This is a genomic window from Amycolatopsis orientalis DSM 40040 = KCTC 9412, from assembly GCF_000478275.1.
GTDB classification, from domain to species: Bacteria; Actinomycetota; Actinomycetes; order Mycobacteriales; family Pseudonocardiaceae; genus Amycolatopsis; species Amycolatopsis orientalis.
Window position 1 is genome coordinate 33,043 of record NZ_ASJB01000062.1, and the last position, 18,370, is coordinate 51,412.

Below are 18,370 nucleotides of genomic sequence, written 5' to 3' on the forward strand. Positions count from 1 at the left end.
GCGGCGGATCTCGGTAGTAGTCGAAGTGTTCCGGTACCCCCTGTTCCAGTACCCAGCGGAGGAAATCCCTGATGTTCAAACGGATGCTCAGCGCCTTCGGGGTCGGCGGCCCGTCCGTCGACACCGTGCTCGACTCGCCGCACGCCGTTCCCGGCGAGGTGATCACCGGCGAGGTCCGCATCCAGGGCGGTTCGAGTGACGCCCAGATCGAGGAGATCCTGCTTTCGCTGGTCACCCGGGTCGAGGTGGAGCACGGCGACCACGAGCGTGCCGGGACCGCGGAGTTCCTGCGGGTCAGCGCGGGTCACCGGGTGCCGGTGACGGCCGGGCAGCTCACGACGGTCCCGTTCCGGATCGCCCTGCCGTGGGAGACGCCGATCAGCGCGGTGGGCGGGCGGGAGCTGCCGGGCGTGGTCGTCGGCGTGCGCACCGAACTCGTCATCGCCGGCGCGCCGGACAAGGGCGACCTCGACCCGGTGCTCGTCGGGCCGCTGGAATCGCAGGACCGGGTGCTGGAGGCGTTCGGGGAGCTGGGCTTCTCCTTCCGCAGCGCCGACGTCGAAGCCGGGCGGCTGCACGGGGTCCGGCAGGAACTCGGGTTCTTCCAGGAGATCGAGTTCTTCCCGCCGTCGCGCTACGCCGGCCGCGTCGGCCAGGTGGAGCTGACCTTCGTCGCGAGCCAGGACGACCTCGTGGTGGTGCTGGAGGCGGACAGGCGCGGTGGCATGTTCCGCTCCGGCGGAGACTCCTTCGGCCGTTTCCACGTCTCGCACGAGGAAGCGCTGAGCACCGACTGGGCCGCGGCCATCGACGGCTGGCTGGCCAAGGTCGCCGAATCCGGCGGCGGGCACGCCATGTTCGGCGGGCACCAGGAGCACTACGGCCACGACTACGACCACCACGGTCACCACGGCAGGCGTGGTCCCGGGATGGGCGGCATGGTCGCCGGGGCCGCGGCCGGTGTGGTGGGCGGCATGATCCTCGGCGAGGTCATGGAGGACGTCTTCGACGGCGGTGAGGGCTTCGAGGAGTGACCCAGGCTGGTCGTGAGTGTTGAGTGTCGTTAGAACGACACTCAACACTCACGACCAGCAGCGTCAGAACCAGTGCAGGCAGTGCGGGGGACGCTCGGCACGGAAAAGCGCGTCGGCGAGCGAGGACGCCTCCGGGTGGTGGGCACGGATGCGGCCCGCCCGCACGAGCGTGCCCGGGGCGGTGCCGCCGAGATAGATCGAGCCCAGGTCGCTCACGTCCAGGGACAGGTCGGGTTCCCGGTCCGTCGGTACGCAGTCCGCCGCTCCGTTCCGCACGGTGAGCAGGTAGCGGCCGTGCTCGCCGAGCGCCGGGTCGTCGACGTCGAGGACGAGTTCGCCGTCGGTGGGCCAGCCGCGGGCGGTGAGCGCGCGGGGGATGTCGAGCAGCCGCACCCAGAGCCAGTCCGTGTCGCCGCCGACTTCGGCGGCGCGGAAATCCTCGAGCTGCCACCGCAGCGGATGGTCGGGCGGGCAGTGTTTGAACACGACCTCGGTGATCAGGTCGTGGCCGAGCAGGAACCCGGCCAGCGCCGTGGACACCTCGTCGTCGACGGCGATGACCTCGTCGACGGTCAAGGTGCTCGGCTCGGTGAGCGAGTAGGAGGCGTACCCGTCGGGGACGCCGTCGGCGTCGCGGTGCACGGCGATGTGCCGCTGTGCCAGGGAGATCGGTGCCTGTCCGGCGCCCGAGGCCCACCAGTGGTGCGGACGCGACAGCGCGCCGGGCCGGGTACGGCGGTACCGGTCGTAGATCGCTTCCAGGATGTCGCCGCAGTCGGCCCGGCGCAGCAGTTCGATCGAACCGGTGACCGCCGGGGTGACGGCGAAGGCGGCCTGATGGCGTCGCACCGTCAGGCGGCTGGTGTAGGTCGCCGGCCCGTAGCCGAACCGGCGGTAGATCAGGGCCTCCGACGCCAGCAGGACGGAGAGGATCTCGCCGCGCTCGCGGAACTCGGCGAGCTGGTGCCGCATCATCGCGCTGAGCACACCTCGCCGCCGGTGCGTGGGGAGGACACCGACGGCGGTCACCCCGGCGGCCGGGACGACGACCTCACCGGGCAGGGTGAGTTCGAAGGAATACGCGGCGGCCGTGCCGACGGGCCGCCCGTCCCCGGTCACCGCGAGCAGGCCGCGGTCCATTTCGAGCGCGGACCAGGTCTGCGCCGCGGTGTCCGGGAAACGGGCGAACGCGGTGAACATGGTGTCGACGAAGACGTCGCGGTCCTCGGCGGTCGTGGAACGGATCTGCATCCGCACAGTGCAGGGCCGTTCCCGCGTGGCGTCAAGCGATTTGCAGGTCGAGGAACCCGGCGTACCGGCCGCCGAGCCGGACCAGCTCCTCGTGGGTGCCGTCCTCCACGATCCCGCCGTCGTCCAGGAAGACCACGCGGTCGGCCCGCCGCACGGTGCGCAGCCGGTGCGCCACCATCACCACGGTCCGGCCTGCCATCAGCCGCTCGATCCCTTCGTGGACGGCGGCTTCGTTCACCGGGTCCAGCGCCGAGGTCACCTCGTCGAGCAGCACGATGGGCGCGTCCTTCAGCAGTGCCCGCGCGATCGAGACCCGCTGGCGTTCCCCGCCGGACAGCAGCGCGCCGCCCTCGCCGACGTTCGCCGACCAGCCTCCTGGCAGTCGTTCGATCACCTCGTCCAGCCGGGCCGCCGTCGCCGCGGCCCGCACTTCCGCGTCGTCGGCGTCCGGACGGCCGAGCCGGATGTTCTCCTCGATCGTGCCGTCGAACAGGTAGACGTCCTGGAACACGATCGCGATCCGCGACATCAGGTCCTCGGTGCTGATCGCGCGGACGTCGACCCCGCCGACACGCACCGCGCCCGCATCCACGTCGTGGAACCGCGCGAGCAGCCGCAGCATCGTGCTCTTTCCCGCCCCCGACGGGCCGACGACGGCGAGCCGCTGTCCTTCGTGGACGGACAGCGTCAGCCCGTCGAGCACCGTACGGTCGCCGTGGGCGAAGACGGTCGCGTCGAACTCCAGATCGTGCCGTTCCGGGCGGACCGGCTCCAGTGGTTCCGGCAGCGGCTCGGTCCGCAGCACCGTGTCGAGCCTCGCCAGCACCGAACGCGCGCCGCGGAGTTTGCCGCCGATGTCCGTCAGCGAGAGCAGCGGATCCGCGCAGCGGGCGGCCAGCACGAGGATCGTCAGCACCTCCACCGCCCCGATCCGCCCGCCGAGCGCGAGGAAAGCGCCCAGTACCAGCAGAATGGTGAACATCGCCTGCACCGTGAAGGTCAGGCCGACGACGCCGGGCAGCGCCGACAACGTGGACCGGCGGTTCGCCCGCTGGAGATCGCGCAGCGAGTCGTCGAGCAGCCGGAACCGTTCCGTGGTGCGGCCGCCCGCCCGCAGCACCGGCTGGGCCTGCAGGTACTCGATGACCCGGCCGGTGGCCTCGTGGCCGCGTTCGGCGCCTTCCTCGTCGGCGGCGGCCGTCGACCGGCCCGTCCAGACCTGGATCGCCGCCACCACCGGGACGGCGATCAGCGCGGCCAGCCCCAGTCGCCAGTCGAAGAAGAGGATGACGAACACGATGGTCAGCGGGGTGGCGCAGGCGGAGATGAACGGCGCCAGCAGATGCGCGATCACGCTCATCGCCCGTAGCACCCCTGGCCCGGCCAGCGCCGACACCTCGCCGACGCGGTTCGTGCTGTACCAGCCGATCGGCAGCCGGGCCAGATGGTCGCCGAGCCGGTGGTACATCCCGCGCAGCAACGTCGTCCCGACCCGGAAACCGGAGAGATCGCTGCGATAGCGCAGGATCGCGAACACCGCGACGGCCGCCCCGAACGCGATCAGCCAGGCCCACGCGTCGCCGGGAGTGCTCCCGAAGAGCGCCTGCAGCAAGGGGACCAGCAGGGCGTAGGACAGGCCTTCGACGATCGCGGTGGTCGTCATCAGGGCCACGGTGCGCCGCACCGGCGGGGCGTACTCGGGGCCCAGCACCCGCAGCAACATTCGGATCATCGGAGTTCCCCCAGGGTTTCGGCCGGGCGGTTGGCGTTCCAGAAGGCGGCGAACTTCCCGTTCCGTGCCAGTAGTTCCGCGGGCTTGCCGCGTTCGGCGATCGTGCCGTTCTCCAGCAGGACGACGGTGTCGGCGTCGACGACGGTTTCCAGGCGGTGGGCGATGACCAGCGTCGTCCGGTCACCTCGGGCCGCCGTCAGTGCCCGGCGCACGGCGAGTTCGGTCTGCGGATCGGCGAAAGCGGTCGCTTCGTCGAGTACCAGGACCGGTGCGTCGGCGAGCAGCGCGCGGGCGAGGGCGATCCGCTGAGCCTCCCCGCCGGACAGCCCGGTTTCCTCCTGCAGCACCGTTTCGTAGCCGCGTGGCAGTTCGAGGATCCGGTCGTGGATGTTCGCCTGCCGGGCGGCGCGGACGACGTCGTCGAGGCCCGCGTCCGGGACGGCCAGCGCGATGTTGTCCGCGACCGACGCGCGCAGCAGGCGGACGTCCTGGAAGACGAAGGAGACGGTGCGGTACAGCTCGCGGCTGCCGAGTTCGCGGAGGTCGACGCCGCCCAGCAGGACCGATCCCTTCGTGGGGTCGAAGAATCGCGGCAGCAAAGTGACCAAAGTGGACTTCCCACTGCCCGACGGCCCGACGAGGGCGGTGACCGTCCCCGGTTCGAGCACCAGGTCGATCCCGTGCAGGACTTCGTTCCCGGTCTCGTAGCCGAAGTGGACGTCGCGCAGTTCGACGCGGTGACCTTGTGGCGCGACGGGGTTCGACGGCTCCGGCAGCGGCGGCTCGCCGAGCACCTCGCGGATCCGGCCGACCGCGCGCCGGGCGGCCTGGAGTTCGTCGAAACCGTGGCCGAGTGCCGCCACCGGCGCGGTCAGCCCGAGCCCGAGTACCAAGAAGGGCAGGAGATCGACCGGGGCGAGACCGCCGTTCGCGATCAGGACGGTGCCGCCGATCAGGACGACCAGCAGCACGAACGGCGGCGACAACGCCAGCTGCATCCCGGCCGCCGTCCCGGCCATACCGCGTACCCACCGGGTGAAGGTGGCGACGAAGTCGTCCGCGGCGGTGCGGAACCGGCGGTGGGCGCGCCCGGCGCCACCGAACGCCTTGACCACCGCGATGCCCTGGACGAACTCGACGACCGAACTCGAGATCCCCGCCATCCCGCGGTCGAACTCCTCCTGCTCGCGCAGCCGCGACGGCGTCATCATCAGCGGGACCAGCGCCACCGCCAGTACCACCGGGATCAGCGTGATCAGGGTCAGCCGCCAGTCGATGGTGAGCAGGTAGACCAGCGACACCAGCGGGACGACGAACGCGGAGACGAGTTCGCCGGGGGTGTGCGCGATGAACGGGTGCACCGCGCCGACGTCCTCGCCGACGACCTTGGCCAGTTCGCCGGTGCGGCGCCGCGAGAACCAGCCCAGCGGCACGCGACCCAGGCGTTCCGCCAGCAGACGGCGGAAGGCGAGCTGGATCCGGCCGTCGAGCAGATGCCCGATCCCGGACGACGCGGCCGTGAACAGCAACCGGACGAACAACCCGGCCGCGCCCACCAGCACGGCGGTCCAGACACGGCTCTCGTCGACCGGACCGGGCGCGAGCAGTGTCCGGCCCAGTTCGACGACCGCCAGCAGCGGCGCCAACCCCGCGATGGCGCCGATGACCTGAAGGACGACGACGGTGGCGAAACTCCCGGCGTAGGGGCGCAGGAGGCGGGCCAGGGCCGGCGTCCGCTCGGTGGTCGTCATCACTCGGCCAAGGCGCGGCGCAGGGCCTCGCCCAGTTCGGTGAGTTGACGGCGCGACACCTCGGCGGACAGGATCGCCTGTGAGCCGTGGAAAGTGCCCGCCCACTGGTGCAGCTCGACCGAAACACCCGACCGCATCAGGCGGACCGCGTAGTCGATGTCCTCGTCGCGGTTGGGGCAGAACTCCGCGGTGGCCACGTAGGCGGGCGGCAGTCCGGACAGATCGGTGGCCCGCGTCGGGGCGGCGTAAGGCGAAGAGGCGGGCTGTCCCGCCAGGTAGTGCCGCCACATCGCGGAGACCTTCTCGCGGTTCATCCAGGGCGTGTCGGTGAAGGAACGCGCCGACCAGCTCTCCTGCCGATCGTCGAGGCCGGGCTGGTTGAGCAGCTGGAAGCGGATCGACGGGCCCTGCTCGTCGCGGGCGCGCAACGTCGTCGCCGCCGCGAGGCCGCCGCCCGCGCTGTGCCCGCCGATCGCGATCCGGTCCGGCGTGACGCCGAGTTCCGCCGCGTTCGCGGCGGCCCAGTTGAGCACGGTGTAGACGTCGTCGAGCGCGGCCGGGAACGGATTCTCGGGGGCGAGCCGGTAGTTCACCGAGATCACCACCGCGCCGGAGCCCTCGGCGAGCCGGGCCGCCCACGGGTGTTCGGTCTCCAGGTCGCCCATCACCCAGCCGCCGCCGTGCAGCCAGACGATGGCGCCCTGCGCCTCGTGCGGGCGGTAGACGCGGATCGCGACGTCCGGGTCGCCGGGGACCGTCCGGTCCTCGACGGTCATCGCGGAGGTGTCCGGTCGCGGCACCGACGCGGCGAGCTCGGCGAAGTTCCGGCGTTCGGTGATCGGGTCGTCGAGCTTCCCCTGGGGGAACAGGGCGATGAACGCTTCCAATTCGGGATCCATGCCGATCATCCTTCCGGTTCCCGGCCCGGAGGTCGGCCGCCAACCGTCGCGCGTAATCGCCACCTCGCGCGACGATCGCCGCGTACGCTCGCTTTCATGGAGGCACTGGCCGCGCGGTTGTCGCATTTGGACCCCGACGTCGAAGGCATGATCCGGATCGTGATGTTCTACGACACGCTGATGCGGCGGCGGGTCGATGTCCCCGCGCTCGCGCGTGCCACGGCCGGCCTGGCGGAATGTGTCGCGGGCGTCCGGCTCCACAGCACGGGCCGCACACTCCGGGTGGGGCCGGACGGCCGGGAAGCCACCATCCCGCCCGCAGCCGAATCCACCACGGTGGCGATCACCCTCGACGACGAGGAGATCGGCACGGTGTGGCTGGAACGCGACGGGGTGCCCGGCGCCCTCGACGAAGCGGTCTTGGACCGGCTCGCGATCGCGGTGGCGACGGTCGTCGAACGCTACGGTCCGGCCCGCACCACCATGGCCGACCCGGCGCTGGTGGAACTCGTGATCAGCTCCACCAGCGACGACGCCGCCAGGAACCGGGCCCTGCGCCTGCTGGGCTTCCCCGCCGATCTGCCGATCAGGGTGGTCGCCGTCCGGGCGGGCATCCCGCTCGACAAGATCGGCGGCCTGATCTGCCCTGGCCGCCTGGTCAAGGCCGCGCCGCTCACGGACGTCGGCATCATCCTGGCCGCCACGGTGGACGCGGCCCGCTTCCCGGAAGGCGTCCGCGCGGGCATCGGGGCCGCGGGCTGTCCGCAGCGGTCCTGGCAGGACGCCCGGGCCGCCCTTCGCTTCACGAGCGCGCGCCAGCCGGTGATCCACTACGGCGACCTCGGCGCGCTGGCGCTGCTCGCCCGGATCCCCGAAGACGACACGCGGGCCAACGCCGACGTCGTCGCGATCGCGAGCCTGGCGGCGGATCCGGCGGATCTGGAGACCCTGGACGCCTACTGTGCGACGGGTTCCGTGCGCCAGGCCGCCGATTCGCTGCACCTGCACCACAGCAGCGTCGCCCGGCGGCTCGCGCAGATCGGCAAGAACCTCGGCATCGACCTGAACGAGCCCGGCGGTCTGACCCGGGCCAGGCTCGGCCTCACCGCTTGGCGGCTTCTCGACGACTGACGCCCTGCTCATCTCGTGAGTGGTAATGACGGTTAGAACCGTCATTACCACTCACGAGAGGTGGGGACTACGTAATGATCTTCGTTCGCTACTCAACGATCGCCGTCGTCCGTCACGGAAATAAATAGGTACTCACCGCGAACTTTCGTCGGTGTCCGGCTTCCCTTGGCAGCACACAGAATCAGCGCGTCGATCCCCACTGATGCGGCCGGGACCCGGCCGCGGAAATGAGTCGGAACATGCGACTGCGCTCTCTTGTCCTGCTGGCGGGCACCGCCTTCATGGCGTTGCTCGGCACGACCGCCCCTGCCGCGACCGCCGCCGAACCCTCCGGCGTGCAACCGATGATCATCGGTGGCCAGTACGCGCAGAGCGCTCCCTGGGCGGCCCGGCTGTTCGTCAACGGCCAGCAGAACTGCACCGCGACGATCATCGCGCCGCAGTACATCCTCACCGCCAAGCACTGTGTCGCGAGCAGCGGCAGCTACACCTTCCGGATCGGCAGCCTCGACCAGCAGAGCGGCGGCACGATGGCCACCGCCGCGAGCATCACCCGGCACTCGGGCGCGGATCTCGCCATCGTCCGGCTGACGAGTTCGGTCAACGCCACCTACGCGCCGCTCGGCACCACGAGCAATGTCGCGGTCGGCCAGAACGTCCAGGTCTACGGCTGGGGCGCGACGAGCCAGTGCGGTTCGGAGATCAACTGCCAGTCCCGCTACCTGAAGGTCGCCACCGTCCGGGTCAACTCGGTCAGCTGCAGTGACTACAACGGCGGCGTCGCGGTGTGCGCGAACTGGGTCGACGGCATCACCGCGGGCGGCGACTCGGGCGGCCCGATGTTCTCCGGTGGCCGTCAGGTCGGTGTCGCCTCGACCAGCGACCGGTCGAACAACACCGCGTACACCAACGTCACCCGTTACCGCAGCTGGATCCAGCAGGTAGCCGGCGTCTGACCCGCGGAGCCGAAGGGCGCTTTCCCCGCATGCGACGCGGGGAAAGCGCCCTTCACCGCGTCGCATGCGGGGAAGGAGGCCTTCACGGACTCCTTCCGTGGGGACCCATGTGACCGAAGCACAAGACAGAAAGGACTCATTTGTCAATTGACACTCAACCCGGCGGCGATTGACGCGATAATGTGGCGGTCGGCGCCGGCGGGTCGGCGCCGTGGACCTTGGGAGGGGGCCAGTGGCGCGACCGACGCAGGCTCTCGACCGCACGATCGTCGTGGTGGATGTCGCGGGATTCACCGCCCCGGACAGGTACCTTCCCGATCGGCTGGCCGTCCGCCAAGGCATGTACGACGTGCTGAAGACCGCGTTCGCCGAAAGCGACGTCGACTTCGATTCCTGCGCGCGCGAGGATCGCGGCGACGGCGCGCTGATCCTGTTACCGCCTGGCACGACCAAAAGCCTCGTCGCCGACCGTTTACCGGATCGGATCACGGTCGCCCTCCGCCGGTACAACCACACCCGGACTCCGCAGGCGCAGATCCGGCTCCGCGTGAGCCTCAACTCCGGCGAGGTGCTGAACGACGGCAACGGCTGGGTCGGCGAGGCCGTCGACACCGCCTTCCGCATTCTGGACGCGCAGCTCGCGAAGGACGCGTTCGCGGAATCCGGCCGGATGGTCGCCTTCATCTCTTCGGACCGCTTCTTCGCCGACGTCATCGAGCGCGACCCCGGCCTCTTGCCCGAGTCGTACACGCCGATACCGGTTTCAGTGAAGACTTTCACCGGAACGGCTTATTTACGACTACTCGGTGAGCCCGCGGCATTGATCTCGAAACCGTCCGCTCTCCTGCCGGAACCGCTGGACGACCTGTTTCTCGCCGATGTGAACAGCGCCGTTCTGGATTTGGTCCCGCGCAAGGATCTCGCGGGCCTCCATCACCATTTGACCCGGATGGAGGTCCCCCATTTGGCGGTGATGGTGAGCCGCGCGCTCGGTCCGGCGGTCCCGTTGCCGCGGCTGGAGGGGATCACCGACGCGTGGAGCGCCTTCCACCTGCTCACCGACTTCAACGCCGGTCCGGACGGGATCCCGCCCGCCATAACGTTTCTGCGCCTGCTCGCCGAAAGCGCGGAAGGGGAGCCCGGCGCCATGATCGCCGGCTGGATCGCCGACCAGGCCCGATCGCTGCGCCTCGGCCCCGCCCTCGGCTACCAGCGGCAGAACAGGCCGCCGATTCCGGACCGGCCGCATTTGCATTTGATGATCATGCTCGAACCCGTTTCCGCGGATCCGACGAGATGCACTCTCGCATTCTGGCGTCAGGATGACCCGGAAGTGTGGCCGCCGGCGCTCGGCGGGGTGCGCGAAATCGGAATAGACGAGGTCGAGTTCAGGGTCGATGACGTCATCCTGGAGACTGAGGGAGTCTGGGCAGCCCAGAGTGTGTCCGCTTCGGTGGAATTCCTGCTGCCGAGGACGTTGATCAATTTGCCCGTGCAGCGGTGGGCCAAGGAACATGGGACCGGCCAGCCCCAGCCCCTGCGCTACGGGTACCGGCTGGGAATACGGTCTCTGGAGAGGATGCGGGCGAGGCATTGGCATCGCGCATGGCATGTCCGCTGGGACTCGATGGTGAAGGATCCCTCCGCCGATCGCCTGCACTATTCCGGCTGTTCGGAGTTCGGGGAGCATCCGATCGACGCGATACTGAGCGACGATCACTGGGTCGGGCTGGTATTGGCGAAACCGCCGCCGTCCCAAGCGGAACCGGGTGCCGAACCGGACGAGCTGACCTGTGCCCTCCGCAGTGGACTGCCGGTGGTGCTGTGGCATCCGGACGCCGAGCCGGAGGATCTGCGCGAGTTGCTCGACTGGGTATTGGCCGCGGAGTCCGGATTCATCGAACTTCCGGACCGCCGGAAGTTGGCGAATTCCGGTACGGCGGTACCGTTCAAGAATTCTCTGGCTCACGATCTGGTGGTAATGTGGGACGATCCGAAACGCGTAATCGTTCTAGACCAGCCGTTGATCCCGAGCCGACAGTGAGGGGATGCCGCGGATGAGCGTGAACGATCAGGACGCGACGGTGGACGGCCGGACGCCGCAACTCGATGCACCCGATTGGTGGATTTACCGGGGCACCGGCAGGCCGATCCACGACATCGATCTCGCCCAGCTGTTGCCCGCGCCGCCGCCGTGGCGTTCCTATCGCGGCGACCCGCCGCCGGAACACGACGTGCCGCCGCCGGACGACGGTGAGGCGGAGCGCCGTCTCGGCACCGCGTTCACGCTTTCCGAGCAGGACACCGACGCCGGCGAATTGAACATGGTCAACGCCGCCCTGTATTTACGGCGTCCCTTGCTGGTCACCGGAAATCCGGGCACCGGGAAGTCCAGCCTCGCCTACCGGATCGCCAGGGAACTCGGCCTCGGCCGGGTGCTGCGCTGGGCGATCACCAGTCATACCGCGCTGAGTTCGGGGCTGTACGGCTACGACGCGATCGGCCGGGTCCAGGCCGCGGCGACCAGCCAGGCCCAGCGCGGCGGTGAGGCCGAGGAACCGCCGATCGGCGATTTCGTCCGCCTCGGCCCGCTCGGCACCGCGTTCCTGCCCAGCAGGCTGCCCCGGGTGCTCCTGATCGACGAACTGGACAAATCCGAGGCGGATCTGCCCAACGACCTGTTGTCGATTTTCGAGGACGGCGAATTCTCCATCGAGGAATTGGCCAGGGTGCGCAACCGGAATCCCGAAGTCACCGTGCACACCGCCGATCCGCAGCGCACCGCCGTCGTCCGAGACGGCCGGATCGCCTGCCACGCCTTCCCGATCATCGTCATGACCAGCAACGGAGAGCGGGAATTCCCGCCCGCGTTCCTGCGCCGGTGCCTGCAATTGCGCATCGAGAACCCGGATCACGACCAGCTCGCCGCGATCGTGGCCAGTCATCTGGTCAGCGAGAACGGCGAACACCGCGACAAACTCATCCGCGAATTCGCCGAACGCAGCAAGGCGGAAGGCGGCCTGCCCACCGACAGGCTGCTCGACGCCGTCTACCTGGCCACTTCGGGCGCCTACCAGCCGGATCAGGAGGCATGGCCGCGGCTGGTGGACGCGCTCTGGCAACGACTGACGGTGCGGTGACATGGGCGGGCCGGGCGGTGTTCCCGACTCGCGCTCCGTCCCGGCGGCGGAGCGGCGGACGACCGACTTTCCCCAGCGCGGCAGGCGGTTCACCTTCGAGGACCTGAACTGGACCGACGTCGCGGACATCGTGTGGCTGGCCGCGGCCATCGCGCCCGCCTCTCCCGCCTCTGCCGCACGCGAGGCGGGTCGGCCGGATCCCGTCCAGGAGCCGAAACCGGCGGACGAGGACGTGCGGATCCGCAACGCCCCGTCGGAACGCCGGGAGATCTCCCCGCCGCCCGAACCGCGACGGTCCCCGATCCCCGACGTCCCGTCACCGGGCCAGGACGGGGGAGAGGGGACCGGGATCGGCGCCGTGCGCGGTGAGCTGCCCGAACCCGCGGTGGACGGCACCGGACCCGGCGGCGCCGCGCTCCTGGAATCGCTGGAGTACTTCCGGGCGCTGAGAACGTTGAAACGGGAGACGCCCTCACGGCGACACAACAATGTGGTCCTGGACGAAGAGGCGACCGCCGTCCGGGTCGCGGAGACCGGCCGGTGGTGGCCGGTCACCCGATCGAGAAAAGAGCGCTGGCTGGACCTGACGCTCGTCCTCGACAATGGGCCGTCGATGGCGTTGTGGCGCCCCCGGGTGTCCGCTTTCGTCGAATTACTCCGGCAGGTGGGTGCCTTCCGCACCATTCAGGTCCGCCTGTTGGAAACCGCCAAGGACAACGGCCAGGAGGATCTCGTCCTCCGTGGCGGCACGGCGGGCGCGGCCGCCCGCGACCCGAACGAGATCCTGGACGCGTCGGGACGGCGTGCGGTGTTGTTGCTGACCGACGGGGTCGGGGACGCCTGGCAGAAGAAGGACGCGCTGTACCCGATTCTGGCGCGCTGGGGCGCGGCGATGCCGGTGAGCATCGTGCATCTGCTCCCGCAATGGCTGTGGGGACGCTGCGGGATGAACCCCCACAAGGCCCGGCTGCGGGTGCCGAACGCGTTGGCCCCCAACGGCCGGTGGGCTTTCGACCTCACCGACTCCTGGCTCGAACCCGGTCCGCCGGTACCCGCCGGTGCCGTTCCGGTACCGGTACTCGAACTGCGCCCGCGCGCGCTGGCGTGGTGGGCCGGACTGATGACCGGCGAAAACGCCGCCGCCGTCGAAGGCGCGATAGTGCTCACCACGGAACGGACTTCCCGGTCCGATTCCCCCGACCCACCGGTAACTTTGTCACCCGCCGAAAGAGTGCACCGATTCCGCAGTGTCGCGTCGCCGCCGGCGCTACGCTTGGCCCAGTTGCTCGCGGCGGTGCCGGTCCGTCTCGACGTGGCGAAGCTGGTGGGACAACGGTTCGTGCCGGAAGCGGGACTGGAGCACCTCCTCGAACTTTTGCTTTCGGGGATCATGTACGCTCCCGGACTCAGGGAAGGGAAGTCCACTTGGGACACAGGTGGGGTCTTCGCTTTTCCCGAGGCAGTCCGGGAATTGCTGCTCAGCGGCGCGCGCCGGTCGGAAACGGCCAAGGTCGTCCGAGTGGCCGCCACCCATTTCGGTGGCCGGATTCCGCTGCTCGGTCACCTCCGAGACGCCATCGCCGACCCGAACAACACGCCGGATCCGGTGCTCACCCAGGAGTCCTCGTCCGACGTCGAACTGGAAAGCGCCGTCATGCGCGCGCTGTCCGGGCCGTATCTGTCGCGCGCGGATCGGTTGAGGAACGTCGTTCAAAGCCAAAGTGCAGCCCTGTCCGAATCTGAATCAATCAAGACATCAATCAAGAGTGAGAGCCCAAAGATGCCTGAGACGGCCGAACGTCCACCTGCCTCGACACCTGCGACGCAGGGACGCTCGTCTTACCTCAGTGAACCGGAATTGAACGAGCCGACGACCAGGATCGTTCATCCCGCGGCTTCGAGCACCTCGCGCACCTTCCCGGCGCGCCAGCCGGACGACCCGCCCTTGGTCTTCGGGAACGTCCCGCCGCGCAACCCCAACTTCACCGGTCGCGACGAGCTGCTCGACCAGCTCACCAAGCGGTTGAGCAGCGGTACCACCGCGGTGCTCCCGTCGGCGTTGCACGGTCTCGGCGGTATCGGCAAAACGCAGATGGCCACCGAATACATCTATCGGCATCTCCAGGATTACGACCTGGTGTGGTGGATCGACGCCGCGCACACCACGCAGATCAGGGCTGGCCTCACCGAACTCGCCGGGATCCTCGGTCTGCAAGGCGCGTCCGAGGCGAACGTCGCGGTCCCCGCGGTGATCGAGGCGCTCCGGACCGGACGGCCGTTCCGCCGCTGGCTCCTCGTCTTCGACGCCGCGGAAAGCCCGGAGACCGTACTGCCGTTCTTCCCGCGCAACGGCCCCGGCGAAATCCTGATCACCTCCCGGAACTCCGACTGGGCCGGAATCGCGCGCCCGCTCGAACTCGCGGTCTTCAAACGCGAGGAGAGCATCGAACTGCTCGGCCGCCGCGGGCCGGAGATCGACCCGCACGACGCCGACGAACTCGCCGAGAAGCTCGGCGATCTGCCACTGGCCGTCGAGCAGGCGGCGGCCTGGCGTGCGGTGACCGGGATGCCGGTGCAGGAGTATCTGCGCCTGTTCGACGAATCGGTCGAGGAAATCCTCGACACCGCGTCGGCGCCGGATTACGAGGTCTCCGTCGCCGCGGCCTGGAACGTCTCGTTCGAGGAGCTGAAGACCCGTAACCCGGCGGCACACCAGATCCTGCACATCTGTGCCTTCTTTTCGCCGGAACCGATTTCGCGTGATCTGCTGACCGGGGTCAGCCGGGTGTCCATCTCCCCGGAACTCGACGCCGCCCTGCGCGAGCCGATCAAACTGGCCCGCGCCATCCGCGACATCAACCGGTACGGCCTCGCGAAGATCGACCACGGCAGCAACACCCTCCAGCTGCACCGCCTGGTCCAGCTGGTACTGCGCAACCGGGTCATGGCTCCCCAGGTGCACGCGCGGATGCAGCACGGCGCGCATCAGCTGCTCGCCGCGCTCGACCCGAACGACCCCGAATCCAGCAGGCACTGGTCGCGCTACCGCGAACTCCTGCCGCACGCGTACGCGGCGAACGTGCTGGCCTGCGACGACGACTGGCCGCGTCAGCTCCACATCAACCTGATGCGCTACCTGTTCGAATACGGTGACCACGAAGAAGCCGCTCGTCTCGGCCTTCAAGCGCGGAGTCATTTCACCGAAACCCTGGGCCCGACCCATCCGCAGACGCTCGAAGTCTCTTCGCGGCTGGGGCTTTACCTGTGGGCGATCGGCCGCTACACCGAGGCCGCCGAACTCAACCAGCGCACGCTCGCGCTGCGACTGCAGGTATCCGGTGAGGAGAACGAGGAGACCTTCGCGCTCCAGCGGAACATCACGATCGACCTTCGCGCGCAGGGGGATTTCGCCGCTGCGAACAAACTGAGCGAAGAGGTCTATCTCAAGGCCAAGCGCATGTTCGGCGAGGACGACCCGGAGACGCTGAACGCGGCGTTCCAGCACGGGATCAGCCTCCGGCTTTCCGGTACTTACCGGGCCGCGCTGGAACTGGACCAGGAAACGCACCGGCGGCGCATCGAGGTCCTCGGCCGTGATCACGTTCGCACCTTCAGCGCGAACAGCGCGATGATCGTGGACCTGCGCGAGGCGGGCGAATACGGCCAGGCCCGGGTCCAGCAGGAACGGCTCACCGAGAACTTCCAAGCCCGCTACGGCGAGGATCAGCCGGACTCCGTCACCAACGCCTGCCTTCTCTCGGTGGCCCGCCGGAAGGACGGCGACCACCCCGGCGCGCTGGCCCTGTCGACGGACGCGCTCCGCCGGTTCCGGCTCGTCTACGGGGACGAGCACGCCACCACGATGGCCTGCGCCCTCGCCCACTCGATCGACCTCCGGCACGCGGGCGAACTGGCGGCGGCGAAGAAACTCGGCGAGGAGACCTTCGACCGGTACCGCAACGGCCTCGGCGAGCACCACCCGCACACGCTGGCCGCCAGCGCCGACCTGGCGGTGACGTTGCGGCTTCAGGGTGACATCGCGGCCGCTCGCACCCTCGACGAACGTGCCCTCGAGTACTTCCGGGCCGGCATCGGCCCGGATCACCCGTACGCGGTCATCGTCACCATCAACCTGGCCAGTGAACTGTCCGCGTCGGGTGAACTCGACAAGGCGATCGAGCTGGGCAGGGACGCCGTCGAGCGGGGTGGCCAGGTGCTCGGGGAGGATCACCCGACCACGTTGGCCGCGAGTTTCAACCTCGGCCTGGATCTCGCCGCCGTGGGCCGCACGGAGGAGGCGGCTCCCTTCCAGGACCCGATTCTGGGCAAGTACCGCCGGGTCCTCGGCGAGGCACACCCGGGAACCCAGGCGGCGGTGCGCGGTACTCGCGCCGACTGCGACATCGACCCCATGCTGATGTGACGTCTCAGCCCGAAACGCCCTAGCCCGAAACGAGCTTGCCGATCCACGTGGCGATCCGCTCCACCGACGGTGCCGGTGGAGCCAGCGTCCGCAACTGGCGGTGCACCGCGCGGACGAGTTCCGGGCGGTGCAGCAAAGCGCGGGCGGCCGGGTCCGGACCTCGCGCGGAGAGCGCGAGGCCGAGCCCGACCAACGAGACCGGACGGTCGGGATCCGCGGCGAGTTCCGCGCGATAGCCCGCGATCGCCTCGGTGAATTCGCCTCGGGCGTAAGCGAAATCGGCGGCGGTGGCGCCGGGAACGGCGGGCCGTCCCGCCGGGTCGAGCGGTGGCACGGCGTCGCTGACGGCGAGCCGGATCAGATCGGTCCTGGCCGGGGACCAGGCGCCGTCCGGCACCGGCGTGGGCGGCAGATCGGTGGCGTGCAGGGTGATGGGCGGTCGTGAACGGCCGCTCAGCCATGCTTCCGTCACCGCGGTGACCAGCGCCGGACTCGGGCGGAGATGACGGACGCGCCAGCCGGCGAGATGGTCCCGGCCGGCGGCGTCGGCCAGTTCGCTCGCCTCGGCCGGGACGCTCTCGTCCTGCCAGGGGCCGAGGCGTTCCGCGATACCGTCGAGGAAACGACGGCCCGCGTCGGTGAGCGTCGAGTCCGTCCGCAGCACTTGCAGGGTGCGCCAGGTCTGCCCGCGCCAATAGGCGTATTCGAAGGCCGAGCGCCGTGTCCGCAGCCCGGCGTTGGCGAGTGCCCGCCAGAAGGCCGTCGCGCCGAAGAAGGCGTAGACCCCTTGCAGCGCACCGCTCAACGGCCGCGGATCGTCTCGCCAGGCGACGTAGATCCGTTCCCTCGGATCCGGTTCGTACAGCTCGACCAGATGCAGCAGGCCGCCGAGCACGATGTGCTGGAATTCGTGGATCAGGGTGTCGGCGAGCGCCGCGCCGTCGGTGGGCAGGGCGACCACCGCGCTGCCGAACGCCTCCCCGGTCGACGCGCTCGGATTCCGGAAAGGCACCCGTGGTTTGGGTACCAGCGTGGCCAGCCCCACCGGCATGATCCGGGCCAGTGACGGCAGATGGTCGGCGATCAGGCGGCAGGACTCGTCGATCAGCCGCTGCCAATCCGTGACGTCCTTGTCCGGCAGCCGATCCGGCGGGATCGGCTCGTAGAGGCCGCGGTACGGGTCGAGATCGTCGAGCAGGAGCGAAAACCGGTGCGCGCCGACCTGGCTCCGCACGCGGCGGATTCCCCACCAGCCCGGAGTGTCGGAATCGGGCGCGGCCGGGAGGCGGACCGTCGTTTCGGCGTTCGTGACGGAATACCGCCCGCCCACGCCCCGCACGACGGCCGACGAGAACGTGCCGATGCCCGGGAACCTGGCCATGCCGAGGGAGGGGAGCATCGCGTTGCCGTGCCATACCGGGATGGCGGTCTCGAAGTCCAGCCCCGCCCGGATCGCCGCGGCCGCCGCGATCGCGTGCGCGTGGCCCAGATGCATCCACAAAGGACCGACGCCGTCGATTCCGTTGCGCAGCAAGCGAGTCGTGTAGCCCGCCCAGCTACCGGTGTACGGATTGGTGAGCACCCGGTTCACCGTGCGCGGTTCCCTCGCTTCCGCGCGGGCGAAGAGTTCCCAGGCGGAATCCAAGGGCGGCAACGGCCCCGAGTGGCCGGGGATCTTCGTGGCGTCGGTCAGCAGCGCGTGGATCAGCAGCTTTCGTCGGCTCCGCTCGGCCCGGCGCAGGCGGCGAGCCATGTCCTCGTCGCCTTCGAGACGTGCGAGTGCGTCGAAATCCCGCCAGGACAGGCGATGGAACGCGGGGCCGGTCTCGGCTGCGGGCGCCATCAGTCGATCCGCTCGCCACCTGTGGCGTTCTGGCTCCGGTAGCGCGCGTGCACATGCCTGGTGCGTTCGACGACGTGGTGCGCCGAATGGCGGAAGGCTTCACTGTCCAGTTCCCGTAACGCGGTGAAAGAGACCGCGTCGAGATCGATCAACGCGGATTCGATGTCCGGTTCCGTACTAGCCGAGAAAGAACTCATCGTGCCGATTCCC

At 69.5% G+C, this 18,370-nt stretch carries 12 protein-coding genes; 6 read left to right on the plus strand and 6 right to left on the minus strand.

The genetic code is table 11. From position 1 onward, the window contains the following. The first annotated feature begins 71 nt into the window (after positions 1–71). Entirely contained in the window at positions 72–1,034 is a 963-nt protein-coding gene (locus L324_RS20705) for a sporulation protein (protein WP_037310933.1), read from the plus strand. A 63-nt stretch (positions 1,035–1,097) separates the two neighbouring features. Here the strand turns inward: L324_RS20705 and L324_RS20710 are convergent, their stop codons facing one another. From L324_RS20710 to L324_RS20725, 4 genes are read right to left on the minus strand one after another with little or no spacing between them, the layout of a single operon-like run. Beyond that, the gene (locus L324_RS20710) at positions 1,098–2,285 is read right to left on the minus strand and encodes a GNAT family N-acetyltransferase (RefSeq protein ID WP_037310936.1); all 1,188 of its coding nucleotides are present in this window, start codon (positions 2,283–2,285) and stop codon (positions 1,098–1,100) included. 31 nt (positions 2,286–2,316) lie between these two features. Then, on the minus strand, positions 2,317–4,017 hold the full coding sequence (locus tag L324_RS20715) for an ABC transporter ATP-binding protein (RefSeq protein ID WP_037310939.1): 1,701 nt from the start codon (positions 4,015–4,017) through the stop codon (positions 2,317–2,319). Continuing rightward, the gene (locus L324_RS20720) at positions 4,014–5,768 is read right to left on the minus strand and encodes an ABC transporter ATP-binding protein (protein WP_051174021.1); all 1,755 of its coding nucleotides are present in this window, start codon (positions 5,766–5,768) and stop codon (positions 4,014–4,016) included. Before L324_RS20720 ends, L324_RS20715 begins: the two co-directional genes overlap by 4 nt. Continuing rightward, entirely contained in the window at positions 5,768–6,667 is a 900-nt protein-coding gene (locus L324_RS20725; RefSeq protein WP_051174022.1) for an alpha/beta hydrolase, read from the minus strand. The genes L324_RS20720 and L324_RS20725 overlap by 1 nt, the downstream gene beginning before the upstream one ends. 96 nt (positions 6,668–6,763) lie before the next feature. Here L324_RS20725 and L324_RS20730 point away from each other — a divergent pair, with 96 nt between their 5' ends. The 5 genes from L324_RS20730 (at position 6,764) to fxsT (ending at position 16,317) form a co-directional block, all read left to right on the plus strand. Beyond that, positions 6,764–7,798 (plus strand): PucR family transcriptional regulator, encoded by a 1,035-nt coding sequence (locus tag L324_RS20730; protein WP_037310944.1) that lies wholly within the window; start codon positions 6,764–6,766, stop codon positions 7,796–7,798. A gap of 239 nt (positions 7,799–8,037) precedes the next feature. After that, positions 8,038–8,754 carry a S1 family peptidase gene (locus tag L324_RS20735; protein WP_037310947.1) on the plus strand — a complete coding sequence of 239 codons (717 nt, stop codon included), beginning with the start codon at positions 8,038–8,040 and terminating at the stop codon, positions 8,752–8,754. 232 nt (positions 8,755–8,986) lie between these two features. Further along, the gene (locus L324_RS20740; RefSeq protein ID WP_037310950.1) at positions 8,987–10,798 is read left to right on the plus strand and encodes a VMAP-C domain-containing protein; all 1,812 of its coding nucleotides are present in this window, start codon (positions 8,987–8,989) and stop codon (positions 10,796–10,798) included. Between the two features lie 13 nt (positions 10,799–10,811). After that, positions 10,812–11,894 (plus strand): AAA family ATPase, encoded by a 1,083-nt coding sequence (locus L324_RS20745; protein WP_037310953.1) that lies wholly within the window; start codon positions 10,812–10,814, stop codon positions 11,892–11,894. Between the two features lies 1 nt (position 11,895). Next, complete coding sequence (fxsT, locus tag L324_RS20750; protein WP_081736412.1) at positions 11,896–16,317, plus strand: FxSxx-COOH system tetratricopeptide repeat protein; 4,422 nt, start codon at positions 11,896–11,898, stop codon at positions 16,315–16,317. A 19-nt stretch (positions 16,318–16,336) separates the two neighbouring features. Here fxsT and L324_RS20755 read toward each other — a convergent pair whose 3' ends face one another. After that, the gene (locus L324_RS20755) at positions 16,337–18,160 is read right to left on the minus strand and encodes an HEXXH motif domain-containing protein (protein WP_037310956.1); all 1,824 of its coding nucleotides are present in this window, start codon (positions 18,158–18,160) and stop codon (positions 16,337–16,339) included. Beyond that, complete coding sequence (locus L324_RS20760) at positions 18,160–18,357, minus strand: hypothetical protein (RefSeq protein WP_173426383.1); 198 nt, start codon at positions 18,355–18,357, stop codon at positions 18,160–18,162. The genes L324_RS20755 and L324_RS20760 overlap by 1 nt, the downstream gene beginning before the upstream one ends. Positions 18,358–18,370 lie beyond the last annotated feature (13 nt).